General features: G+C 62.0%; 23 protein-coding genes. 8 read left to right on the top strand and 15 right to left on the bottom strand.

From position 1 onward, the window contains the following. Nucleotides 1-77: 77 nt before the first annotated feature. Together QNM96_RS20740 and QNM96_RS20745 are read left to right on the top strand one after the other, a co-directional pair. The gene (locus tag QNM96_RS20740) at nt 78-1,835 is read left to right on the top strand and encodes a 2-oxoacid:acceptor oxidoreductase subunit alpha (protein ID WP_283838713.1); all 1,758 of its coding nucleotides are present in this window, start codon (nt 78-80) and stop codon (nt 1,833-1,835) included. Continuing rightward, nucleotides 1,832-2,695: a 2-oxoacid:ferredoxin oxidoreductase subunit beta gene (locus tag QNM96_RS20745; RefSeq protein ID WP_283838714.1), complete on the top strand. Its 864-nt coding sequence runs from the start codon at nt 1,832-1,834 to the stop codon at nt 2,693-2,695. Before QNM96_RS20740 ends, QNM96_RS20745 begins: the two co-directional genes overlap by 4 nt. Nucleotides 2,696-2,864: 169 nt before the next feature. Here the strand turns inward: QNM96_RS20745 and QNM96_RS20750 are convergent, their stop codons facing one another. Next, nucleotides 2,865-3,521 carry a DUF6517 family protein gene (locus tag QNM96_RS20750; RefSeq protein ID WP_283838715.1) on the bottom strand — a complete coding sequence of 219 codons (657 nt, stop codon included), beginning with the start codon at nt 3,519-3,521 and terminating at the stop codon, nt 2,865-2,867. 155 nt (nt 3,522-3,676) lie between these two features. Between QNM96_RS20750 and QNM96_RS20755 the strand changes: the two genes are divergently transcribed. After that, nucleotides 3,677-4,798: an aminotransferase class I/II-fold pyridoxal phosphate-dependent enzyme gene (locus tag QNM96_RS20755; RefSeq protein WP_283838716.1), complete on the top strand. Its 1,122-nt coding sequence runs from the start codon at nt 3,677-3,679 to the stop codon at nt 4,796-4,798. A gap of 101 nt (nt 4,799-4,899) precedes the next feature. Here the strand turns inward: QNM96_RS20755 and QNM96_RS20760 are convergent, their stop codons facing one another. The 3 genes from QNM96_RS20760 to QNM96_RS20770 all read right to left on the bottom strand — a co-directional run bounded on the left by QNM96_RS20760 (nt 4,900) and on the right by QNM96_RS20770 (nt 6,378). Beyond that, the gene (locus QNM96_RS20760; RefSeq protein ID WP_283838717.1) at nt 4,900-5,343 is read right to left on the bottom strand and encodes an RNA-binding protein; all 444 of its coding nucleotides are present in this window, start codon (nt 5,341-5,343) and stop codon (nt 4,900-4,902) included. Between the two features lie 38 nt (nt 5,344-5,381). Beyond that, entirely contained in the window at nt 5,382-5,597 is a 216-nt protein-coding gene (locus tag QNM96_RS20765; RefSeq protein ID WP_283838718.1) for a DUF1918 domain-containing protein, read from the bottom strand. Nucleotides 5,598-5,694: 97 nt separating this feature from the next. Further along, nucleotides 5,695-6,378 carry a type 1 glutamine amidotransferase domain-containing protein gene (locus QNM96_RS20770; protein ID WP_283838719.1) on the bottom strand — a complete coding sequence of 228 codons (684 nt, stop codon included), beginning with the start codon at nt 6,376-6,378 and terminating at the stop codon, nt 5,695-5,697. A 143-nt stretch (nt 6,379-6,521) separates the two neighbouring features. Between QNM96_RS20770 and QNM96_RS20775 the strand changes: the two genes are divergently transcribed. After that, nucleotides 6,522-6,974 (top strand): Hsp20/alpha crystallin family protein, encoded by a 453-nt coding sequence (locus QNM96_RS20775; protein WP_283838720.1) that lies wholly within the window; start codon nt 6,522-6,524, stop codon nt 6,972-6,974. Nucleotides 6,975-7,075: 101 nt separating this feature from the next. Here the strand turns inward: QNM96_RS20775 and QNM96_RS20780 are convergent, their stop codons facing one another. After that, nucleotides 7,076-8,083: a bifunctional oligoribonuclease/PAP phosphatase NrnA gene (locus QNM96_RS20780; RefSeq protein WP_283838721.1), complete on the bottom strand. Its 1,008-nt coding sequence runs from the start codon at nt 8,081-8,083 to the stop codon at nt 7,076-7,078. A 271-nt stretch (nt 8,084-8,354) separates the two neighbouring features. Here QNM96_RS20780 and QNM96_RS20785 point away from each other — a divergent pair, with 271 nt between their 5' ends. Together QNM96_RS20785 and QNM96_RS20790 are read left to right on the top strand one after the other, a co-directional pair. Continuing rightward, a complete protein-coding gene (locus QNM96_RS20785; protein ID WP_283838722.1) occupies nt 8,355-9,539 on the top strand; it encodes a thiolase domain-containing protein in 1,185 nt (394 codons plus the stop codon). Further along, on the top strand, nt 9,536-10,960 hold the full coding sequence (locus QNM96_RS20790; RefSeq protein WP_283838723.1) for an ACP synthase: 1,425 nt from the start codon (nt 9,536-9,538) through the stop codon (nt 10,958-10,960). The genes QNM96_RS20785 and QNM96_RS20790 overlap by 4 nt, the downstream gene beginning before the upstream one ends. A gap of 192 nt (nt 10,961-11,152) precedes the next feature. Here the strand turns inward: QNM96_RS20790 and QNM96_RS20795 are convergent, their stop codons facing one another. From QNM96_RS20795 to ligA, 10 genes are all read right to left on the bottom strand, one after another. Beyond that, nucleotides 11,153-12,163, bottom strand: coding sequence for an ornithine cyclodeaminase family protein (locus tag QNM96_RS20795; protein WP_283838724.1), 1,011 nt, complete (start codon nt 12,161-12,163; stop codon nt 11,153-11,155). A 51-nt stretch (nt 12,164-12,214) separates the two neighbouring features. Next, entirely contained in the window at nt 12,215-12,430 is a 216-nt protein-coding gene (locus tag QNM96_RS20800; protein ID WP_283838725.1) for a hypothetical protein, read from the bottom strand. 370 nt (nt 12,431-12,800) lie between these two features. Next, complete coding sequence (locus QNM96_RS20805) at nt 12,801-13,217, bottom strand: DUF3054 domain-containing protein (RefSeq protein WP_283838726.1); 417 nt, start codon at nt 13,215-13,217, stop codon at nt 12,801-12,803. 183 nt (nt 13,218-13,400) lie between these two features. Further along, nucleotides 13,401-13,763 carry a hypothetical protein gene (locus tag QNM96_RS20810; protein WP_283838727.1) on the bottom strand — a complete coding sequence of 121 codons (363 nt, stop codon included), beginning with the start codon at nt 13,761-13,763 and terminating at the stop codon, nt 13,401-13,403. Nucleotides 13,764-13,853: 90 nt separating this feature from the next. Continuing rightward, nucleotides 13,854-14,498, bottom strand: a complete 645-nt coding sequence (tpiA, locus tag QNM96_RS20815; protein ID WP_283838728.1) for a triose-phosphate isomerase — start codon at nt 14,496-14,498, stop codon at nt 13,854-13,856. 120 nt (nt 14,499-14,618) lie between these two features. Continuing rightward, complete coding sequence (locus tag QNM96_RS20820; protein ID WP_345782556.1) at nt 14,619-15,176, bottom strand: multiprotein bridging factor aMBF1; 558 nt, start codon at nt 15,174-15,176, stop codon at nt 14,619-14,621. Between the two features lie 85 nt (nt 15,177-15,261). Then, entirely contained in the window at nt 15,262-15,876 is a 615-nt protein-coding gene (locus QNM96_RS20825) for a CDP-alcohol phosphatidyltransferase family protein (protein ID WP_283838729.1), read from the bottom strand. After that, nucleotides 15,873-16,439, bottom strand: a complete 567-nt coding sequence (locus QNM96_RS20830; protein WP_283838730.1) for an adenylate kinase family protein — start codon at nt 16,437-16,439, stop codon at nt 15,873-15,875. Before QNM96_RS20830 ends, QNM96_RS20825 begins: the two co-directional genes overlap by 4 nt. After that, entirely contained in the window at nt 16,436-17,596 is a 1,161-nt protein-coding gene (hisC, locus tag QNM96_RS20835) for a histidinol-phosphate transaminase (protein ID WP_283838731.1), read from the bottom strand. Before hisC ends, QNM96_RS20830 begins: the two co-directional genes overlap by 4 nt. Before the next feature lie 50 nt (nt 17,597-17,646). Further along, nucleotides 17,647-19,410, bottom strand: a complete 1,764-nt coding sequence (ligA, locus tag QNM96_RS20840; RefSeq protein ID WP_283838732.1) for an ATP-dependent DNA ligase LigA — start codon at nt 19,408-19,410, stop codon at nt 17,647-17,649. Between the two features lie 187 nt (nt 19,411-19,597). Here ligA and QNM96_RS20845 point away from each other — a divergent pair, with 187 nt between their 5' ends. Next, nucleotides 19,598-21,181 (top strand): hypothetical protein, encoded by a 1,584-nt coding sequence (locus QNM96_RS20845; protein WP_283838733.1) that lies wholly within the window; start codon nt 19,598-19,600, stop codon nt 21,179-21,181. Nucleotides 21,182-21,372: 191 nt separating this feature from the next. Then, nucleotides 21,373-22,365, top strand: a complete 993-nt coding sequence (gene cofD / locus QNM96_RS20850; protein ID WP_283838734.1) for a 2-phospho-L-lactate transferase — start codon at nt 21,373-21,375, stop codon at nt 22,363-22,365. The last annotated feature ends 7 nt before the right edge of the window (nt 22,366-22,372 follow it).

Below are 22,372 nucleotides of genomic sequence, written 5' to 3' on the forward strand. Positions count from 1 at the left end.
ATATCAACGTCAGCTATGGTTAGGCGGTTGGGGTTTCAGAAGGCTTTTCATTTGGTGGGGGCAAGGTGCGACATAACATGGCTGAGGACCTTAATTGGGCAATCGGAGGTGAGGCCGGGGATGGGATCGACTCCACCGGGAAGATCTTCGCTCAGGCGCTCTCCAGGGCAGGACGACACGTGTTCACATCCAAAGACTTCGCGTCCCGAATCCGGGGCGGCTACACCGCCTACAAGATCCGGACGTCAGTCGACCAAGTCCAGAGTGTTGTCGATCGGCTCGACATTCTGGTCGCGTTAACCCAGCGGACCATCGACGAAAACCTTGACGAGCTCCACGACGGGAGCGCAGTCATCTACGACGGCGAACGCTCGTGGGACGCGGAGGTTCCCGACGACATTACGGCCGTCGACGTGCCGCTCAAGTCGATCGCTGAAGACGCCGGTGGTGCGATCATGCGCAACATCGTCGCGCTCGGTGCCGCGTGTGAAATCACCAACTTCGACGTCGAATACCTCGACGAGTCCCTCGAGAAACGCTTCGGCGGCAAGGGATCGAAGATCGTCGAGAACAACAAGAAGGCTGCCCGCCTCGGTCAGGAGTACGTCCAAGAGAATTACGACTTCACAGACCTCGAGTACGACCTCGAGACGACGGACAACGACTACGTCCTGCTCAACGGCGACGAAGCCATTGGTATGGGCGCGCTCGCCGCTGGCTGTCGGTTCTACGCGGGATACCCGATCACGCCGGCGACGAACGTTATGGAGTATCTCACCGGACGAATCGAAGAGTACGGGGGTCACGTCGTTCAGGCCGAAGACGAACTCTCGGCCATCAACATGGCGCTTGGAGGGGCTCGAGCCGGTGCGCGATCGATGACGGCAACGTCCGGTCCGGGTATCGACCTCATGACCGAAACGTTCGGGCTAATCGCGACCAGCGAAACGCCGCTCGTCATCGTCGACGTCATGCGCTCCGGTCCCTCGACCGGGATGCCGACCAAACAGGAGCAGGGCGACCTGAACATGACGCTGTACGGCGGCCACGGCGAGATCCCACGGTTCGTCGTCGCACCGACGACGATCGCGGAGTGTTTCTGGAAGACCGTCGAGGCGTTCAACTACGCCGAACAGTACCAGACGCCCGTCTACGTCGTTTCGGATCTGGCGCTTGCAGTCACCGAACAGACGTTCCCGCCTGAGGCCTTCGACATGGACGAGGTCGAGATCGACCGCGGCAAACTCGTCGAGCAGGACGAGGTCGATCAGTGGCTCGACGACGAAGGTCGATTCCGCGCCCACGCCGTCACCGACGACGGCGTCAGCCCTCGGGCCATCCCGGGAACGATCGACGGTGCCCACATGAGCACCGGCCTCGAACACGACGAACTCGGTCGCCGAACCGAAGAGGAGGGCGAGCGCGTCGAGCAAGTCGATAAGCGAAACCGGAAGGTCGAGACGGCAAAAGAGCAAGAGGAGTGGAACTACCGAGAGTTCGGCGATTCGGATTCGGACAATCTGGTCATCTCCTGGGGCTCGAACGAAGGCGCGCTCGTCGAAGCGCTCGAGTATCTCGAGGAGGACGGAATCGATGTTCGCGTCATCTCCGTTCCGTACATCTTCCCGCGACCGGATCTGACCGAAGAAGTCGAAGCCGCCGACGAAGCGATCGTCGTCGAGTGTAACGCGACGGGACAGTTCGCGGACGTAATCGAACACGATACGCTCACCCGCCTCAAGCGGATAAACAAGTACACGGGCGTGCGCTTCAAGGCGGACGAACTCGCAACAGAGATCACCGACAAACTCACTGAGGAGGTTCCAGCACAATGAGCTCCGACGTACGATTCACTGACTTCAAATCCGACAAGCAGCCGACGTGGTGTCCCGGATGCGGTGACTTCGGGACGATGAACGGCATGATGAAAGCGCTGGCCAACACCGGCAACGACCCCGACAACACGTTCGTCGTGGCGGGGATCGGCTGTTCGGGCAAGATCGGGACCTACATGCACAGCTACGCGTTGCACGGAGTCCACGGCCGCGCCCTGCCGGTCGGAACCGGCGTCAAGATGGCCCGCCCCGATATCGAAGTGATGGTCGCCGGCGGCGACGGCGACGGCTACTCGATCGGTGCCGGTCACTTCGTCCACGCCGTTCGCCGAAACGTCGACATGACCTACGTGGTCATGGACAACCGCATCTACGGGCTGACGAAGGGCCAGGCCTCGCCGACCTCGCGGTCGGACTTCGAAACGTCGACGACGCCGGAAGGGCCACAGCAGCCGCCGGTCAACCCGCTCGCACTCGCACTCGCCTCCGGTGCGACGTTCATCGCCCAATCGTTCAGTTCGGATGCGATGCGCCACGCCGAGATCATCGAGAAGGCGATCGAACACGATGGCTTCGGCTTCGTCAACGTCTTCAGCCCGTGTGTCACCTTCAACGACGTCGACACCTACGACTACTTCCGCGATACGCTCGTCGACCTCAAGGAAGAAGGCCACGACCCAACCGACTACGAAGACGCCAAGGAAGTCATCACCGACGGTGAAAAGGAGTACCAGGGCGTCATGTACCAGAACGATGAGGCGTTACCGTACCACGAACAACATGGTGTCACCGAGGACATGTCCGAAATTCCTGACGGTGCACCCGAGGACGCGATGGATCTCGTTCGCGAGTTCTACTAAGCAACGGACTCGCCGCGAAGCGTCTCAATATTCTTCAATTTCTTTCCCATGATTTCGCTTTTCGGAGCGAAGTGGGCCGATTCGGACGTCCCCCGGGACGAATAATGTCTGCTATCAGCGATAGTCAAGCAGTCCAGTATCGCAGACGAACGGCGGAAAAGACCATCCCCTAGACGGGGTGTTCGACCGACTCGAGTAACGACTCGACGTCGTCGCCTTCGTCCTGGAACATCTCAGGATACGTTCCGACGAGGACGATGTAGTCGTCTTCGTGGGAAAACGACGACACCACGAGGTCGATATCGATCTGTTCGTCCTGGTATTCGGTTTGGCCTCGAAGGAGATCGACATCACGCCCCTCGCCGAGAATCGAGACTGAGAACGTCTCCTCGTGGTCGATATCGTCGATGTCCGCCTGGTCGCTTTCCATCTCGTCCATAAACTCGTCGAGCAACTCTTCGCTGTCCATATCGTCGATCGGGTTAAACGACCGGCCAGCGACGCTCATGTCGGGAATCGAGACGGCGACGAACGCCGTCGCATCCTCGGATTGACCACGAATATCGACCTCCTTGGAGTAACTCGAGATCCACAGCGACGCCCGAATCTCTCGTTCGACGCCGACCTCGACGGTCTCTTCGAACGTCTCCTCTTCGATTTCGAGTTCCTCGAATCCAGTCTCTTCTAGCGTTTCGTCCGACGGCCCAACCCGTTCGGCGTCGAACTCGAGCGGCCCCTCGCCGCGGACGAAGTCTACACAGCCAGCCGATAGTGCGACCGCACCTGTCACTCCAGTTGCAAGAAAGGCCCTGCGTGAGGAAGTCATTATAGCGAGTATTCGGCAGGAACGCCATATTCGTTACGGCTTGTTCATTCGTGTAGACAATATTGTATTGACACGAAGGGGGTGGACAGGCGACTCGGCAGGCATTCGAGAGAGACACATCAAGAGTTATCGGGATTGGCCCCTCTCTAAGAGACATGACGGAGTTCTCAAATCGGGTCGAGCAGGTGTCAATCAGCGGTATTCGTGAAGTGTTCGAAGCGGCGGGCGACGACGCGATTAACCTGGGCATCGGGCAACCGGATTTCCCGACCCCCGAGCATGCTCGAGCGGGCGCGGTCGACGCGATCGAAGCGAAGAAAACCGACGCCTACACCTCTAACAAGGGGACGCGGGAGCTCCGCGATGCGATCTCGGCAACGTACGACCGTGAGTACGATATCGCGGTCGATCCGGCGGACATCATCGCGACCTCCGGCGGAAGCGAGGCCCTGCATCTCGTTCTCGAGGCCCACGTCGATCCCGGCCAGGAGGTTATCTTCCCCGACCCTGGCTTCGTCTCCTACGACGCGCTGACTCAGATCGCCGGCGGAACGTCGAAGCCGGTTCCGCTTCGGGACGACCTCACGCTCGATCCGGCGACAGTCGAGGAGGCCATCACCGACGACACCGCGGTGTTCGTGGTCAACAGCCCCGCGAACCCGACCGGTGCGGTCCAGAGCAAGGACGATATCCGGGAGTTCGCTCGCATCGCCGACGAACACGACGTGCTCTGTCTCTCCGATGAAGTGTACGAACGCATAATCTTCGAGGGCAAGCATTATTCGCCCCTCGAGTTCGCTCAGACGGACAACGTCGTCGTCGTCAGCGCCTGTTCAAAGACCTACTCGATGACCGGTTGGCGGCTCGGCTGGGTCGTCGGATCGAACCGCCGAATCGAACGAATGCTCCGAGTCCATCAGTACGGCCAGGCCTGTGCGAGCGCACCGGCTCAGTACGCCGCCGAGGCGGCTCTGAGAGGGCCACAAGATGCCGTCGAGGAGATGGTCGAGGCCTTCGAACGTCGACGGGATGTCGTCCTCGACGGGCTTGAAGACGCGGGACTCGAGGTTCCGAAACCGTCAGGTGCGTTCTACGTCATGCCGAAGGTCCCCGAAGGGTGGTGTGAGGAGGTACTCGACCGCGACGTGATCGTCGTCCCCGGCGACGCCTTCGGCGCGAACGGCGACGGCTACGCGCGACTCTCCTATGCGACCGGCATGGAGGAGTTAAAAGAAGCGCTCGAGATTATTGACACGGCGACTCGAGCGGTTCAGTAACTCTCCATCCTAGTATAGAACCGATGCTACCTGTGAAATTCCAGGAGAGTTATTAGCAATCAACACGCCATACAAGCTACTCGAGCAAGATAGCCGGATCCTCAGTTGACGTCCTCATCCTCGAGTCGCTCGAGGACCTCCTGTGCGTTCTCGACGGCGGCTTCCTTTTTCGCGGGATAGGCTTCGACTTTTGCGCGGAACGTGATTCCGTCACCGAGACGACTCTCCTCGTTGAACGCGGCTTGTTTGTCGAGCGTGAGGTAGAGTTCGGTGTTCTCGGTGACCCGCTGATCGAGTTCGGCGATCAGTCCGTCGAAATCCTCGAGATCGGTGAGTCTCGAGAGGACGTGCCGAACGTCATCGGCGTTTTCGGCCCGCGCCGAAAGGACGAGGATGCGATCGCCGTAGTGGCCTTCGCTCTCGACGCGCTCGAGTTCGAACTCCTCGGGGAGGAACGTTCGCAAGGCCTCCTCGACGCGTTTTTCGTCTTCGGTGGCGTAACAGAACGTTCGCAGATCGACGTAGTGAAGCGGGATTTTTGGCATCGGTCCAGTAGAGAACGGGTGTCGTCGTTATGATTCGGCTACTCGTCGTCCGCGTCGTCGTCCGTCTCGGCGTCCTCGGGAGCGGCCTCGAGGGCGTCTTCGGGAACGCCGGACTCCTGGCCGTCTTCGAAGCTGATCGTGTAGGTAACGTCGCCGAACATGGATTCCATCGTCTGGGTGATCGTGCCGACTTCACCGTCGAATTCACTGTGTTTGTCATGTAGCACGACGTGTTCGTCTTCCTCAAAGCTCATGTGTCAACCTTCCCCGCCATCGCGTAAAAAGGGACTGATTCGATTCGGTACCAGTCGGATACGCCGACGGTATGGCCACGGTATCCGCTATACGTCGTCAGGCTTCGATTCCGAGTTCCTCGAGGAGTGTCTCTCCCGCAACACGGGAAGAGCCGGGCCCTCGGCCGGTGATCAGGTCACCGTCGACGGTGACGCTCGTGTCGGCCTCGAGTTCGGCGTCCCAGTTGCCCCCCGCTGCGATCACTTCGTCTTCGACCCAGTAGGGCAGTTTTCGACCGTCGGGCATCAGGTCCTCGTCGTCGACAATTCCTTCTTCCCACTCGTTCGGGAACCCGGTGACGTCGCGGTCGTGAACGATAAACGCCCCGTGACTGTCTCGAGTGAACGCGAGAATCGCGACGGCGTGACAGACGACGAGTGCTTTTCCGTCGCCCTCGATCGTCTCCCGCAAGAGCGCGCGAGCGTGTTTATCCTGGTTGATATCCCACTCGGTTCCGTGGCCGCCGGGGAAGACGACGGCGTCGTACTCGCCCGCTCGTGCCTTCGCGAGCGGAATGGGATCGTTCAGTCGCTCGTCGCTCTCGTGGACTTCCATCACGTGCTCGGCGGTCTCCTCGCCGACCTGTTCTGGGTCCGCCGAGCGCTCGTCAATCTGTGGCGGTCCGCCCGTCGGGGTCGCGACCGTGATCTCGACCCCGGCCTCGGAGAGCGTCTCGAGCGGCTCGATGCATTCTTCTCCCCAGTAGCCTTCCTCGCTGACGACAAACAGTGCTCGAGTCATACGCTCGAGTACGGGCCCCAGCACATTAACGGCCGTCCAACCCCTCGGTTCTGCCGCAATCGCCCTTTCCGACCTATTTCGATAGCGAACGGTCACGACTGCCGAGAATGGGCTTTTTCGCCGTCGGCGTCCTAGAGTACCCTATGTCAAAGCGAACGAATCCGTTCGAAGAACTGCTCGAGCGATTGACCCGTCAGTTACAGTCGGCAAAGCGCTCCAGCGAGCGCGCGACCGAGATGAACCCGGAACGCTTCGGTATGAGCGTCGGGTCGCCGGAGACGGGAATCGATATGACCGATAGCGGCGACGAATTCGTCGTTGTCGTCGACGTTCCCGGATTCGAACAGGACGATATCGATATCCGATTGACCAAGCGGAAGCTGTCTATTGACGGCGAACGCGAACACGAAATCGACGACTCGGAGGAGACCTATCTTCGGCGCGAGCGCCAGACTCGATCGTTCAGTCGACAGCTCACCCTTCCCGATCCCGTCGACGCCGAGGCTGTCGACGCACAGCTTAATAACGGCGTTCTGACGATCCACCTGCCGAAGCTCGAGCCGGACGAAGCGGCTCACTCGATCGACATCGAGTGAAGTAGACAAGCCAGCATTCGACGGAGGTCCGAGTCAGTATTCTGGGTCGACATCCGCTGAAACGTTCGGATATGTGAACCGCTTCGTTCGCTCGAATAGCGTTACTCACCGCTCCCGTTGAGGTTGAGCGCATCGAAAAACCGCTTCTCGAGGCGAGTGCTGGCGAACTCGAGCAGTTCGTTTTCGTCTCCCGCGACATCGGCGAACAGACCGAGGTCGATGTGACCGCCGGCCATGTCGTGGTGGCCCCCGACCGTTCCGAGCTCTCCGAACGCCTTCATCAACGTTTTACCGGCCTGTATGCGCGGATCGATAGATCTCGCACTCATTCGTATCGTGCCGTCGACGATTCCGTAAACCAGCACGGTATCGACACCCTCGAGATTGAGCAGGTAGTCGGCCGCCTGGGGGAGGGCATCGGTCTCGGAGGTTCGCCCGACGCCCGCGGCCAGCGACGATCCGCGCCGCGTGCGCGTCGAAATCGCGTGCCCGATTGCGTCGATCGTCGCTGGAGAGAAGGCGCTTCCATACAGTTGCTCTAACATCTCGAGATCAGCCTCCGGATACACGGCCAGTGCCGCCTCGTACTCTCGTTCGGTCGGATCACGTACGAAGTCGAGGCGCTCTCGATGCAGTGCGAACAACAGGGCCGAGGCCAGCCGGGTCGAAATCGACAGTTCGAGGTCGAAGCAGTACTCGACGAATATCGTCGCCGTCGCTCCGTAATTCGTCCGAATATCCACGAACCTCGCGTCGACGTCGCCGTCCGGGTGGTGATCGACGACGATGTCCGGTTCGATCGCCTTCGGAAGCTGCGTGTTCCTGCCCGGTACCGAGTGGTCGACGAACGCCAGGCAATCGTCCTCGGCCATCGACACCTCTCTCAACGGTTCGATCCCGACGTTGAGCATGTTTACGAACGCTCGATTCTGCTGGTGGGAGATCTCGCCACCGTATACGATATCGATCTCGGAAAGTTCCTGCGCCCGTGCGATCCGTTTCAGTGCGAGGGCGCTCGCGAGACAGTCCGGATCCGGATTGTCGTGACAGACGATGGTGAGCGAATCCATCTCCTCGAGAGTGTTCCCTAACTCCTCCGCTCGAGACATACCTAATCCTACGGACACGAGGGGCTTGTAAGTCGTGTCGGGAGGGAACGCGTATTCTCGAGAAATCCGCGATTGAAAGCTGAAATAAGATGGTATGATTGTCCTGTCCTTTCCACCCGACACGTATCTCTCGACTACGTCAACATACCATACAGAATATATTTCTCTCCCACGACGGGAACAATCCACCCGAAGGACGGATTCAGCGTCCCCCTACCATTGTCTACTGAGATTATATAATTATTTTACGTCGGGTCTCCCAGCCACTCCTATGTCAGACGCGTACCTCGTCGGTGCCGGACAATCGGACTACGGGGCGTTCCCCGAAGAGAGTTACAGGTCGCTGTTCCGAACGGCGTTCGAGTCGGCCCTCGAGAGCGTTCCGAAAGGACTCGAGAAGTCGGCCATCGACGAGGCGTTCGTCGGGACCCTTGGCGTCGGCGGGCGCCAACTCGGGCTCTCGGGACCCGCTGTGACCGAACACGTCGGGCTCGAGGGCGTTCCCTGTACGCGCGTCGAAAACGCCTGCGCCGCAAGCGGCTTTTCCGTTCGCAGCGCCGTCCAGGCCGTCAAGTCCGGGATGGCGGACGTCGTCCTCGCGAGCGGCTTCGAGGTGATGTCCGACATGAGCTCCGACGCGACGAAGTACTGGCTCGGCGTCTCCGGCGAAACCGAGTGGGAGCGTCTCTCAGGAACGACGTTTTCCGGCGTCTACGCACAGATGGCCAGCGTTCACATGGAACGGTACGGAACAACACGTGAACAGCTCTCTCGAGTCGCCGTTAAAAATCACTCGAACGGGGCCAAGAATCCCCACGCCCAACTCGGGTTCGAGTGTTCGCTCGAGGATGCGATGGAAGCCCCGGTCGTCGCCGATCCGTTGAACCTCTATCACTGCTGTCCGACCTCCGACGGGGCCGCCTGCGCGCTGATCGTCAGCGAAGACGTCGTTTCCGAGTACACCGACGAGCCGATTCGGGTTGCCGGCGTCGGAGCCGGAAGCGATTCGGTCGGACTCTTCGAGCGCGAGGAATATACCCGCGTTCCGGCTAGCGAACGAGCCGCTGACGCCGCCTACCAGACGGCGGGCGTCGGTCCCGACGACCTCGACTTCGCGGAGGTTCACGACTGCTTTGCCATCGCGGAACTGCTGGCCTACGAAGACCTCGGCTTTTGCGAACGCGGTGAAGCCGGCTCCCTGGTCGAGGCCGGAACGACCGAACTCGGCGGCGAGCTTCCGGTGAACACCTCGGGAGGCCTCAAATCCAAGGGCCACCCCATCGGCGCGACGGGTGCCGGGCAGGTCGTCGAGGCGTACAAACAACTGACCGGAACCGCCGGCGAGCGACAGGTCGAGGGCGCGACTCGCGGACTCACCCACAACGTGGGCGGAAGCGGTGGCGCAGCTGTCGTTCACATCTTCGAGAAGGAAGGCGAATCGGGGGTGCAAGCATGACCGGCATTTCCGCGATTGGTACCTACACCCCGCGGTTTCGAATCACCGCCGAGGAGTTTTCCGACGCGTGGGGCCAATTCCAGGCCTCGGGCGTGAACCAGAAGGCGGTCGCTGCAGCGGACGAGGACGCACTGACCATGGCCTACGAAGCCGCGACGAGGACGCTCGAAGTCGGCGACGTCGACCCCGAGTCGATCGACTGGCTCGGCTTCGGGACCTCCCGGCCGCCGGTCGCCGAGGAGGATCTAACTGCACGCCTCGGCGCGATGATCGCGCTCGAGTCCGAGACGTCGAGACACGTGTTCACGTCGAGCACGCGAGCGGGAACGCGCGCGCTGTGGGCGGGCATGGACGCCGTGCAAGCTGGCGCGGAGCGTGCGCTGATCGTCGCCGCCGACGCGCCCCGCGGCGAACCGGACGACGCTATCGACCACGCTGCTGGTGCCGGCGCAGCGGCGTTTGTCCTCGAGTGCGACGGTCCCGCACGGATCGTCGACCGGGCAGAGTACGCCCGTGCGTTTCCCGGGACCCGCTTTCGCGAATCCGGTTCGGAGACTATCGACGAGCTCGGCGTGACCCAGTACGACCGACGCGCGTTTACCGAGACGATCGGCGGCGCTATCGACGGACTCAAAGAAACGTGGTCGCCGTCGGCCGCCGCGATTCAGGCACCCGACGGAAAACTCCCCTACCGCTCGAGTGGGCCAGTGGGCGTGGAGACGGACGACATTCGAGCCGCCACGACGGTTCACGACCTCGGCGATCTCGGGGCGGCGAGCGTCCCAATTTCGGTCGCCAAAGCCCTCGAGAACGGCTATGAAACGATCCTCGCCGTTTCCCACGGAAGCGGCGCAGGGGCCGACGCGTTCGTGATCGAGAACCCGAGCGGGGTTCCGACGACGCTCGATCTCGGCGGCGAAACGCCGCTTTCCTACGCGGCATATCTGCGCCAACGCGGTGTCGTCACCTCGGGGCCGCCCTCAGGCGGCGGTGCCTACGTCAGCGTCCCTGCCTGGCAGCGGTCGATCCCACAGCGGTATCGACGCGAAGCGGGACGGTGTCCGGAGTGTGGGTCGCTCGAGTTCCCACCCGAAGGTGCCTGTCGATCCTGTAATTTCCTCGGCGAGTACGACCCGGTACAGCTCCCGAGAGAGGGGACGATCGAGGCAGTGACGACGATTTCACAGGGCGGAGCGCCGCCCGAGTTCGCCGAACAGCAGGCCCAGTCGGGCGATTACGCCGCGGCGATCGTCGCCTTCGAGGTTAGCGGCGAAAGGGTATGTCTCCCCGCGATGGGAACCGACGCCGATCCATCAACGCTCGAGGTCGGAGACCGAGTCGAGACGACGATTCGCCGAATCTACACGCAGGAGGGTGTGACTCGATACGGATTCAAGATTCGGCCGCTCGAGACCGCTTGAGTGATTTCCGCCCCTCATTAGCGTTCCGAACTGGCGATAAGGTTGAAATGGGACTGCACCGGAGTACCCTCTGCGGGGTGGATGTCGTCACCACTGGGCGTTCCAGGACGACCGCCACGCCGCTGTCACCAGCGGGGGCACCCAACGTAGGCCGTATCGGCCTTTTTGTAGTCGTCTGTGGAGGATGTCGAGCTACTGGGAGTCGAGTCGACCCGTCAGCACTTCGCTCGCCGGTGCGAACGAAATTTTCGTGCCGAGGTCGTTTTCGAGCGCTCGTTCGTACAGCAACGACGCCGCGGCGACCGTTTCGATCCCCGTTCCCCCGCTGTCGAAGACGGTTATCTCGTCGTCGGACGTCCGTCCGGGTTCGGCGCCCGCGACCACGTCCCCGAGTTCGGCGTGAACGTGATCCGCCGAAACGCGGTCCGCCTCGAGCGCGGCGATGAACGATCCCGCATCCTGGGTTACTCGCTCGCGAAGGTCGGGAACGTAGGTCGCGCGTTCGATGGTCGTCACGTCCAGTTCCCGTTTGTTCGGATCGTACTGGCCCATCGCGGTCACGTGCGTCCCGGGATCGAGGTGCTCGCCGTCGAACACCGGATCCGTTGCCGTCGTCGCCGTGATCACGACGTCCGCACCGGAGACGGCGTCCTCGCTCGAGGAGACGGCCGTGACCGACGCCTCGAGGGCATCGTCGAACTCCTCGGCGAACGACTCCCGGTTTTCTCGAGTCGGCGAGTAGACGCGAACGTCGGTGAACTCGCGAACGGTCGCTGTGGCGTGGAGCTGTCCGCGGGCCTGCGGGCCGGTTCCGATGACTGCGAGCGTCGTGGCGTCCTCTCGTGCGAGATAATCGACCGCGACGGCTCCGGCGGCACCGGTTTTGAACGGGTTCATGCTCGCCCCGTCGAGCACTGCAAGCGGTTCGCCCGATTCGGCGTTGAACAGCGGCGTCATAAACCACGCGTCTTCAGTCGAGAAACCCGCACTGTACATATACCCGCCCATCGCTCCAGTTTCGGGCAGCAGGGCGCCATACTCGGTGAACATACCGTCGGGATCGGTGCGGAAGTACGCCGAACGGGGATCGGCGGACGCGCCGTTCCCGACCTGACGGTACCCTTCTCTGACGGCTTGGACGTACGCTTCCGGTGTTGCGAGCCCGGAGACATCATCGCTCGAGAGAAACAGTGTATCGGTCATACATGACCCATAGCGACCAGGAGAGAAAAAGACAGGGAGAGAGCGTCGCGTTCAGTCAGCGTTGATCGGCGGTCGCGTCGTTCCGGTTTCGTCCGTGGGCTCGACTGGGGCGTTGACGAACATCGCGTGACCGATAAGCGCCATCGCAACGAGCGAACCGATCGGTATCGCTGCGCTCGGGGAGATCCCAACGACGGTGAGGGCTGCGGTGATCCCGAGCAGTGCGACTGGGATGAGGCCGAGAACAATGTCGTAGTATCCAGTCATAATGTATTCTAACGTATGTGGAATAGTAATATAAGTGTTTCTCATAATCGCTTGATACTGGACTTGTCTCAAACACGGATCTGTTTCACCACGTTCTCATAACTTATGGAGATAACATACTTCGACACAAGATAGTACATTTTCGACACAAGTATGGTATTAGATAACCACCAACATGATATGCCGCTGTTTAATTTGCATCTAATCGCCGTACAAAGCCGACATCGGTACTAGTAGCGAAAGTAATCCTCGAGAGCTGTCGAACCAGACGCCCCGCTCGTCTCTCGAGCCATCCTACTAATTATAATTTGATGTGTCTGTCTTCAAAGATGGGAAGGATCGGCCCCGGCTCGTCCCTCGGTCGCGGCATTCACCTGCTCACGGCGAACGCGGTCCGCCAGAGTACGAAGACCACGAGGCCCGTACCGGTGATCACCAGGTTGAACGGGTACGCTGCGCCGCCGTCGAACAGGGGCGAAGACCGGATGATCAACCCGAGGTTTGCCGCAGCGATCCAACTGAGGGTCGCGTACCGGACAACTCGAGCCGGATCGGCGTACACACCTCTTGTGTACAGTCCCGCCAACATCGAGACGAGCACCCATCCGATAAGAAACGGAACGATAGCCTCGACCGCTCCGAGCGGGTTCGCCAGCGGGTTGCCGCCGTGGTGAAGGTGTCCGTACGTGACGAGCCCGGACAGGAGCGCGATATCGACGACGCCGAGACCGACCCCTTCGCGCGTGAAACCGCCGGCAACGTCTCCAAATCGAGTTCTCGTGCTCATGGATATGCTACAGTTCCCGTCCCTATTGTGTTACCCGATTTCCACCACTACACAAACAGCTTGCGGCGTCGAATCCGATCCGAGGCTATCGCACACTTCGCCTTGCGTATCCCGTGCTAACGGACGGACTACGCGAGACGACAAATCTCTCAGCAGTGACGCCACCCTCCCTCGAGCCGTGACTTACTCCTGAGACGGGGCCCGGATCGTTTCGAGCACGCGCTCGGAAAATTCGGGTGCCGACAACCCCTCCGAGAGCCCCCGAAACCACGCCTCTTCGACGTGCCAGTGGCCGCGAACGGCACCGTCGGTCGTCGTTGAGGTCACCTCGAGCCGTCCCGGCTCCCAGTCGTCGCGTTCGTCTTCGATAGCGAGTAGCGTCCGGACGACCACGCCGACTTCGTGACTAGTTACCGTCTCCGATTCGCTAACCGCCTCGTATGTTAGCGTGATTCGATCTGCAGTCTCTTCGTACGCCGTGACGTAGTAGCCGTTGCTCATCAATCGGTTCTCGAGACTCACGGAAACAGGACGGTCCTCGCTCATTACCGGGCGTTTGCGAGCGAGCACAAAAAGGGTAAGCACGAAACTGCGGGTGCGAGACGGGTGAGGACCAAGCCATCACCCGGTTCGGCGTTACAGCGGATCGACGAGGTCCTCGAGCGCCGCCTCGGGGTCGTCTGCCTTCGCGACGCCGCTGGCGAGCAAGACGCCTTCCGCGCCGAGTTCGCCCGCAGAAACGACGTCGTTGCCGGTGCTGATTCCCGCACCGCAGAGGACCGAAACGTCGTCATCGACGCCGCTGGCGGCCTCGACGGCATCCTCGACGATATCGGGATCCGCCTGACTGACCGGCGTCCCGGTTCCGATGAGTTCCGGCGGCTCGACCGCGACGGCGTCCGGGCCGAGCGCCGCGCTGGCACCGATCTGTGCCGGATTGTTCGCACAAACGATCGTCTCGAGGCCTGCACGTTCGGCGGCCCGAACCGAGCCGTCGATATCCGCGAGCTTCAGTCGGTTCTCGGAGTGATTAATCAGCGTTCCCTCGGCTCCCGCTTCGGCGACCGATTCCGCCAGCGTGTGACCCGTATTACTTCCGTAGTCGATCGAGTCAACGTGTTGGGCCCACGTCTCGACGCCGGTTGCCGCAACCCGCTCTATGTGAGCGTCCTGGGGAGCGACGGCGAGTCGAGCGTCGGTTTCCTCGTCGACGTCGCGAACCGCTTCGGCGACGGCGACTGGATCACACGGATACGTCTTCAGATTGACGAGGATCAACATACCGGAGACAGGCATGCCAGAACAGAAAGAGGTTTCGACAACTGTGCGAGGGCGGTCCGAGTGGGCCGTCAACCGCTACCCGCTGAGGAATCGGACGGGTCCACGTCGATACCCGCGCGATCAGTCCTTTCGCTTGACCACGTCACCGAGCGTGTAGCTTCCGCTCGAGGAGCCTCCGTCCCAGTCGGCATCCTCGCTCGAGCCGCCCTCTCCGGTGAGGCTAATGTTGAGGAACTTCTCGAGTTTCGACTGGACGCTGTCGGTCGGAAGCGTGTCGCCGCGCTCGAGTTTCGTGATAAGGCTCGCCTTTTCGTTGAGTTCGTTTGCGAGCTCCGACTGGCTGAGTCCCTCCTTTTCGCGGGCCAGACGAATCCGGTCGTCGTAGTCGGTCGCGATTTCGTCCATGTCGTCGAACATGTCCGACCTTCGGGTCGAGCCGCCCGAACTGCTGGCGGTGCTCGAACTCGAGGCCGACCCGGAAGACTGCCCGCTCGAACTCGAAGAACTACCGGCGTTCGACCCCGTCGAATACTTCGTCGACGTACTCGAACTCGAGGACCCGGTTTTCACTTCGGTGCCGAAATCTGTGCAATCCGAACACACGTCCAGTTTGGCACCCTCAACTTTGATCGTTTTCGGGGACGACGTCTCGGCGCCACACATTTCGCACTGAACCATGGCAGACTCTATATTCCGGTGCGTGATAAACCATGCGGCGAGCCTCGAGTTGGTAGAGAAACAGGTACCTGGCGTCGATCGACGTTCAATCGAGCGCCGACCAGGAGTAGAAAAACCGCTGGAGGGCGGTGAAGTGCCCGACGACGGCGAGGAAGACCAACAGCCAGCCGATCACAGTGAGGTCGGCCGGAGCGATATCCCACAGCGGGTAGGCCAGAAAGCCAACGATGCCGATGATCGCGAGCCGGTCCGCCCGACCGACGAGTCCGCCGTAGACCCGATCCAGACCGACGGCCTGGGCCTGCGTTCCGAGATACGACGTCATCACGACGCCCGTCACCGCGAGGAAACCGAGGAAGTAACGCTCGATGCCGGCTGCCAGTCCGGCGATGATGACGATATCCGCGTACCGATCGAGGACGTGATCGAGCAGGTCCCCGCCGGCAGAGGCGACGCCCTGCTCACGCGCGAGCGCGCCGTCGACGATATCCAACCAGCCGTTGACGAACACGAGTACCGCCGCAACGACGAACCAGATCGGGTCCGCCCGTCCGCCGAGCATGAACGCGACGGCCGCGGCGGCCGCCATCCCGAACGCGAGCACGCTGACGCTGTTCGGCGTCATGCCGATTCGATCGAAGCCCTTAACGAACGGGTCGAGAAAGCGCGAAATGTACGGTCTGAATTGATCGAGCGTCATGTGAGATACCCCATAAAGTCGACCTCGCCTGCACCCGGTTCTCGCTCACCAGAAACGACCGCCTCGAGCGCGTCTGCGACATCGTCAGGCCGGCTGTCTGTCGTATCAATTTCGTACACCGACTCGAGACCGTGCCGGTCGACGGCTTCGCCGAGGATGACATCGAGCGCTTCGCTCTCGGCGTTTTCGCTCGCTTTCTCCGGTGACTCGCCGCGCTCTTCGAGACGTTTCTCGAGGAGATCGGGTTCACAGCGCAACACGGCGACACGATCGGCCTCGAAGTGGTGTGCGAGGTGAGATTCGATTAGCACGTCGTCCTGTCCTTCGAGCCGAGCCTCGAGGGCGTCCATATCCGCGACCTTGCTCTGGCGGTCTTCGTCAACCTCCGTGTACAACTCCTCGTCCTCGAGTAACTCGTTGAGATGGACGACCTCGAGCGTCGAGCCGTCGACGGAGACCGCGCCCGTCTTCGAGTCCGAATCGGATTCGGCGAATCGGGACTCGAGTGCGGCAGTCGCGGTGGTCTTTCCGGTTCCGGGCGTTCCGGTGATGGCGACCCTCACGTGTCCGACACCTCCGAGGCGTTCGTGTCGGAGGTGTCACCTGTTTGTGCTCCATCGGGGAGGCCGAACTCCTCGATCACCCGATTGAGCGTCTCGACCGCGCGTTCGGTCTCGGATTCGGTACCGCAGGTGATGCGAATACAGCCCGGTAATCCGAAGCTCGTGCAGTCCCGAACGATCACGCCCCGCTCTTGCATTTCTTCGGCCACCGCCGAGGCGTCGCCGACGGCGATGAGGACGAAATTACCCTCGCTCGGCCAGACGTGCGCCTCGACGTTCTCACGCATGGACTCGCGCGACTCGAGCGTCGTTTCGACGGTTCGATCGACGTGCTCGCCGTCGTCAAAAGCCGCCAGACCCGCGCGACAGGCCAGTTCGCTCGCCGCAAACGGGGTGTTTACGCGTGCGTACGCGTCGCCCCACTCTTCGGGAACGATGGCATACCCGAGTCTGACGCCGGCGAGGCCGTAGGCTTTCGAGAACGTCCGCAGGGTCGCGACGTCGTCTCGAGCGTCGTATCCGTCGTTCCCCTCGATCAGCGCGAGTGCGCTCTCCACGTCGGCGAACTCGCCGTAGGCCTCGTCTACGACGACGAGCGTGTCGTCACCCGTTTCCTCGGCTACCCGCTCGATTTCCTCGAGATCGATCGTCGAACCCGTCGGATTGTGCGGGCTGGTCAGGTAGACGACCCGCTCGCCGTCGTAGGCTTCGAGAACGGGTTCGGCAGTCTGTTCAAAGTCGTCTGTTCGCTCGAGCGCGTACGTGCTGATGTCGCCGTGGTGGAATCGGGCGCTCATCCCGTAGTAGGCAAATCCCGGCTCCGGAACCAGAATCTCGTCGTCAAACTCGAGAGTCGCTCGGTGAAGATAATCGATCGCCCCGTCGCCGCCGTTGGCGAGCCACACCTGCGAGTCGTCGACTCCCCAGTCCTCGGCGATAACTTCCGTCAGATCCGCGTGTGCGGCTTTCGGGTAGCTATTGACGCTCGAGGCGGTCTCGCGGATAGCCTCGACGGCTGCGGGCGAGGGCCCGTGGGGGTTCTCGTTGGAGGCCAGTTTGATGAATTCGGCGGGATCACGCCCGAGTTCGCGGGCGACCTCCTCGATCCCCCGACCGGCCTGATACGCGACGTGGTCGGATAGATCGCGCGGTTGCATACGACAGCCTTCTCGCGGCGGCTCTTAAGGGTGCTTACCTGGCCTCGATCCTATTCGTCCCGGATCCGTTCGATGCGCTCGAGCGAATCGGCGTCGGCCGGGTCCTTGTCGTGGCGAACGCTCCGGAATCTCGGGAAGCGAAGCGCGTATCCCGACGAATACGTCGGCGACGATTGGATCTCTTCGTACCCGACCTCGAAAACGACCGCGGGCTCAAGTTCGACGCGCTGGCCCTCTTCGGTCTGAACGTGGGGCTCGAGGAGTTCCGTGAGGTCGGCCAGCTTTTCGTCGGTGATCCCCGTCGCAACCTTCCCGACCGTCTCGAGGGAGTCCCCGCTATCGCCGTTGCGAACGGAGAGCTCGAACGTTCCCAGAAACGTCGCTCGTCGCCCTTCGCCCCACTCCGCCCCCGTCACAACGCAATCGAGTGTCTCGACGTCAGGTTTGCGCTTTCGCCAGTGTTTCCCGCGTCGCCCCGGCGAGTACGCCGAGTTCGGATCCTTGAGCATGATTCCCTCGTGACCGGACTCGAGGGCCTCGGCATCGATCGATTCGATTTCGTCCGGGTCGTCGGTCCGCCACAGGAGAGAGAGCCCCCGAATTTCATCGAGCGAGTCGCTGTCTGGCTCGTCCGCTTCCGCGAGCAGTTCGACGAGCTGATCGTGTCTCTCCGTCAGCGGAGACTCGAGATAGTCCGTCCCCTCCGCGTGCAAACAGTCGAAGAAGACGGGCCTGACCGTCACGTCTTCGCGCGCTTTCGCAATGTCGTGTTTCCGCCGGAAGCGTTTAAGCACCTCCTGGAACGGAAGCGGCGAACCGTCCCCGTCCACGGCGACGACCTCTCCGTCGAGAATAACCGGTACTTCGAGCGTCTCCTCGGCGAACTCGACGACCTCGGGAAGCGCGGTCGTCACGTCCTCCATGTTCCGTGAAAAGACGCGGGTTTCGGCGTTCGACGCCTCGATTCCGTCGGGATCGTAGTGCAGTTGTACGCGCGCGCCGTCGTACTTCCACTCGACGGCGGCTTCCTCCCACTCCTCGAGTGCGCCGGTTACCGTTCCCGTCTGGGCGAGCATCGCCTGGACGGGTCGCCCGACCTCGAGGTCCATCGCGTCTAGTCCCTCGAGCCCCTCGTCTCGTGCGACGCGAGCGACTCGTCCGTAATCGTTCGAGACCTGCAGCGCTCGTTCGACGCGCTCCGTCGGAACCTCGAACGCCGCCGCGATGGCATCCCGAACGGTTCCCTCGCCGACGCCGATTCGCATCTCCGAGAGGACCAACCTGGCGAGGTATCTGGCTTCCTCGTTCGAGCACTGGTTGAACAATCCAAAGAGCAGGTCGATCTTCCTGTCGGCGCTCCCGGAGCCGTCCGCCGCCGCGAGATCGCGGAGCGTCTCGTCGACCTCGCGGACGGTGAGCGCGTTCCCACCGGCGTCCCCGGTGAACGCCCCAAGACCCCGCTGACCGCCGTACTCGTAACTCGCCGCGACGTCGCCGATCTCGCCCAGTTCTGCCAATCGATCCTCGACATCAGCCGGACCCACGTTCGTTCCCGCCGCGCGAGCGATCGCCTCGTAACACGAACTGGGACCGATATCGAGCGTCGTCGACTCCCACGCAGGAAAGACCCGACCCTGGACGTACCGAGCGACGATCTCGAGTTCGTCGTCCCCGCGCTCGAGATCCGCCCCGTCTTCCTCGGGGATTTCCCCCGTGCTCTCCTCGAAAAGCGCCCTGACGTGATCGACGGTCTCGAGGTCCGCTGGCTCGGCTTCGATCTCGGCGGCGCGATCCGCGAACGTGGCGAACTCCATCGACGATGGCTACGTAACTGACGGTGTTAAACGGATTGACTGGCCGTCGGTCGACCGACGAACGAATTCTTCGCAACGTCGTCTGTCGGCGAGCGATAATCGGGTCAACGAGCGCGGTCGTGTGAACATATCCCACCCGTGGTTCGATGGGCGTGCCTTCAAGGCAATCGGGCTCACACTCGGATGTATGCCAGAGGAGGAACTCGCTGAGCGGGTCGCAGACGTACTGACGGTCGACGCCGAGGAGTTTCGCTCCCAGGCGGAGGCCGACGCCGAAACGATCATTCAGGCGATCGACGAGGGCGTCTTCGATAACCCGCAGGCCATTGTCGGCCTCGAGTACGAGTTCTACGCGGTCGAATCCGACGCGTGTTCGCTCCGACGGGTCCCGCGCCGCCTCCTCGAGTTGATCGGGTTCGAGAAGGAACTCGGCCTCCACAACGCGGAGATGACGACGAGTCCCCAACCGCTGAACGCTCACGGGCTTCGCGCACAGGAGTCGGAGGTCAAGGCCCGCCTCCGGACGGCACTCGACGTGACGCACTCGGAAGGGATGCGCCTCGTTAGCGACGCGATGTGGACGATTCCGCCCGAAGGCGAGGACGCGACAACCTATCTCACGGACAGCGTCGAGCGGACGGTTACCGGTGCTGGCGAGAACGACGAGGCGTCCGGATCTTCCGAGGGTGACGGTCAGCAGATCCGAATCGCGACGAATATGAGCGATTCGGGGCGGTATCACGCGATGGCCAACACCGACCGCGCCCAATCCGCGGCGATGGAAATCGACGCCCCGAACGTGACGCTCGAGGCCGACACGGTCATGCCCGAAAGCCTGATCACGTCGATCCAACCGCATTACCAAGTTCCCCACGCGATCGACCTTCCGCTGTACTTCAACTACGCGCTTCGCATCGCCGGCCCCCTCCTGGCACTCGGCGTCAACTCCCCGTTTTTCCCCCCGGATTGTTACGACGAGAACGCAAGCCCCGACGAGATCCTCGAGGACGCGTGGATGGAGCACCGAATCGCCATCTTCGAATCGGTGCTCAACGAACGCCACACCTCCGAGGGGAAGGTTCGTTTCCCGCGCGACCTCGGAAAGGTCGAAGAAGCGATCGAGCGGATCGTCGACGACGACACCCTCGTTCCGATGCCCGTCGAAACCGGCGACCGATTCGACGATCAGTTCCCTCACTTCCGGCGCAAACACGGCACCTACTGGCGCTGGGTTCGGCCCGTCTTCGACGGCGCGACGCGGTCGGCCGCCAACGCGCGAATCGAGTTTCGGCCAATCTCCGCCCAGCCGACGGTTCGGGACTCCATCGCCTTCCAGGCCGCCTTCGCCGGGCTGATGGAGAGTCTGGTTCGTCTCGAGCACCCCGTCTACGAACTCGACTGGGAGCACGCCCACGAAAACTTCTACGCCGCGATGCGCGACGGCCTCGACGCGGACATGACGTGGATCACGAACGACGGCAAGGAGACATCCGATTTGGTCGACCTCTACGACGACCTGCTGGCGCACGCGGAGGACGGCCTGACGAACCGCGACCTTTCGGAGGAGGAAGCCGCGAAGTACCTCTACCCGCTCAGGCGACGCGTTCGGCAGGGGCTAACGCCGGCCCAATGGAAACACGACGAAGTGAGCCGCCACCTCGAGTCCGGCGAGGATCTCGAGACGGCGATCGAATCGATGCAACGGCGATACGTCGAGCGCCAATCGGAGACGCTCCTCGAGGGGAGCTTTGCCGACTGGGTTAGCGAGTGAGCTGCGAGGGAACCGGTTCGAAGCGAGTGAGGCGACTCGGTTGTCCGATATATTTCGTTCTCCCGCGAATAAGGCGTCGGGTACCGTTGAGCGCGCGAATTCTTAATTCCTGGCCGACCGAAGGTGCCCCGATATCGCATTTCAGGGCTCAGGCTGAAAGGGTCTAAGTACTACCGGACGCGTGTGTGCGTATGGTTACGTTCCTCTCCGGTGGCACCGGGACACCGAAGCTGGTCGACGGAGTGGAAGCTGTATATTCGCCCGACGAGATAACGATCGTCGCCAACACGGGCGACGATATCGAACTCGGCGGCTTGCTGGTCTGCCCGGACGTCGATACGCTTCTCTTTCAGGGCGGCGACGTGCTCGACCGCGAGACCTGGTGGGGGATCGAGGGCGACACGCACCGAACGAACGCCGAACTCATGGAGATCGCCGATGCGGCTGACCTCCCGGACGGACCGCAGTACCTCTCGGCGGATCGCCAGACCGCGGGTCGGGAAATCGCAAACTGGCGTCGCTTCTCGGGGGTCGCCGAGTTCATGACGATCGGTGACCGTGATCGCGCCGTCCACATCACGCGAACGAGTCTCCTCGATCAGGGCCACTCGTTGAGCGAGGCCCTGGCCCGACTCTCTTCTGCGTTCGACCTCCCGTTCGATCTCCTTCCGATGAGCGACGACCCGGTCGCCAGCCTCGTCCACACCGAAGACGGGACGATGCACTTTCAGGAATACTGGGTCGGTCAGCGCGCCGACCCGACCGTCGAAGACGTCGAATTCCGCGGCTCCGAGGAGGCAAAACCAGCTCCCGGCGTCCTCGAGGCGCTCGAGGAACCAGTCGTCGTCGGCCCGTCGAATCCGGTGACGAGCATCGGGCCGATGCTCGCTATCCCCGGTTTCGTCGACGCGCTCAGCCAGACGACCGTCGTCGTCGTCTCGCCGTTCCTCGACGACGAGGCGTTCTCCGGACCCGCCGAAGAGCTGATGGAAGCCGTCGGCGCGGAGCCCTCGACGGCGGGACTCGCGACGACCTATCCGTTCGCCGATGCGTTCGTCGTCGACGAGAACGACGGGACCGAATTCGATCGCCCGACGATCCGGACCGACATCGAGATCGGCTCGATCGAGGACGCCGAGCGCATCATCCGAACGATCGCCGAGGCCATCGAGACGGTCGAGTGAGCGCGAT

The organism is Halostagnicola sp. A-GB9-2 (genome assembly GCF_030068615.1).
Lineage (GTDB): Archaea > Halobacteriota > Halobacteria > Halobacteriales > Natrialbaceae > Halostagnicola.

Bases quoted from the DNA above. Each gene is read 5' to 3' on its own strand.
- QNM96_RS20740 (WP_283838713.1), top strand. From the start codon at position 78: ATGGCTGAGGACCTTAATTGGGCAATCGGAGGTGAGGCCGGGGATGGG.
- QNM96_RS20745 (WP_283838714.1), top strand. From the start codon at position 1,832: ATGAGCTCCGACGTACGATTCACTGACTTCAAATCCGACAAGCAGCCG.
- QNM96_RS20750 (WP_283838715.1), bottom strand. From the start codon at position 3,521: ATGACTTCCTCACGCAGGGCCTTTCTTGCAACTGGAGTGACAGGTGCG.
- QNM96_RS20755 (WP_283838716.1), top strand. From the start codon at position 3,677: ATGACGGAGTTCTCAAATCGGGTCGAGCAGGTGTCAATCAGCGGTATT.
- QNM96_RS20760 (WP_283838717.1), bottom strand. From the start codon at position 5,343: ATGCCAAAAATCCCGCTTCACTACGTCGATCTGCGAACGTTCTGTTAC.
- QNM96_RS20765 (WP_283838718.1), bottom strand. From the start codon at position 5,597: ATGAGCTTTGAGGAAGACGAACACGTCGTGCTACATGACAAACACAGT.
- QNM96_RS20770 (WP_283838719.1), bottom strand. From the start codon at position 6,378: ATGACTCGAGCACTGTTTGTCGTCAGCGAGGAAGGCTACTGGGGAGAA.
- QNM96_RS20775 (WP_283838720.1), top strand. From the start codon at position 6,522: ATGTCAAAGCGAACGAATCCGTTCGAAGAACTGCTCGAGCGATTGACC.
- QNM96_RS20780 (WP_283838721.1), bottom strand. From the start codon at position 8,083: ATGTCTCGAGCGGAGGAGTTAGGGAACACTCTCGAGGAGATGGATTCG.
- QNM96_RS20785 (WP_283838722.1), top strand. From the start codon at position 8,355: ATGTCAGACGCGTACCTCGTCGGTGCCGGACAATCGGACTACGGGGCG.
- QNM96_RS20790 (WP_283838723.1), top strand. From the start codon at position 9,536: ATGACCGGCATTTCCGCGATTGGTACCTACACCCCGCGGTTTCGAATC.
- QNM96_RS20795 (WP_283838724.1), bottom strand. From the start codon at position 12,163: ATGACCGATACACTGTTTCTCTCGAGCGATGATGTCTCCGGGCTCGCA.
- QNM96_RS20800 (WP_283838725.1), bottom strand. From the start codon at position 12,430: ATGACTGGATACTACGACATTGTTCTCGGCCTCATCCCAGTCGCACTG.
- QNM96_RS20805 (WP_283838726.1), bottom strand. From the start codon at position 13,217: ATGAGCACGAGAACTCGATTTGGAGACGTTGCCGGCGGTTTCACGCGC.
- QNM96_RS20810 (WP_283838727.1), bottom strand. From the start codon at position 13,763: ATGAGCGAGGACCGTCCTGTTTCCGTGAGTCTCGAGAACCGATTGATG.
- tpiA (WP_283838728.1), bottom strand. From the start codon at position 14,498: ATGTTGATCCTCGTCAATCTGAAGACGTATCCGTGTGATCCAGTCGCC.
- QNM96_RS20820 (WP_345782556.1), bottom strand. From the start codon at position 15,176: ATGGTTCAGTGCGAAATGTGTGGCGCCGAGACGTCGTCCCCGAAAACG.
- QNM96_RS20825 (WP_283838729.1), bottom strand. From the start codon at position 15,876: ATGACGCTCGATCAATTCAGACCGTACATTTCGCGCTTTCTCGACCCG.
- hisC (WP_283838731.1), bottom strand. From the start codon at position 17,596: ATGCAACCGCGCGATCTATCCGACCACGTCGCGTATCAGGCCGGTCGG.
- ligA (WP_283838732.1), bottom strand. From the start codon at position 19,410: ATGGAGTTCGCCACGTTCGCGGATCGCGCCGCCGAGATCGAAGCCGAG.
- QNM96_RS20845 (WP_283838733.1), top strand. From the start codon at position 19,598: ATGCCAGAGGAGGAACTCGCTGAGCGGGTCGCAGACGTACTGACGGTC.
- cofD (WP_283838734.1), top strand. From the start codon at position 21,373: ATGGTTACGTTCCTCTCCGGTGGCACCGGGACACCGAAGCTGGTCGAC.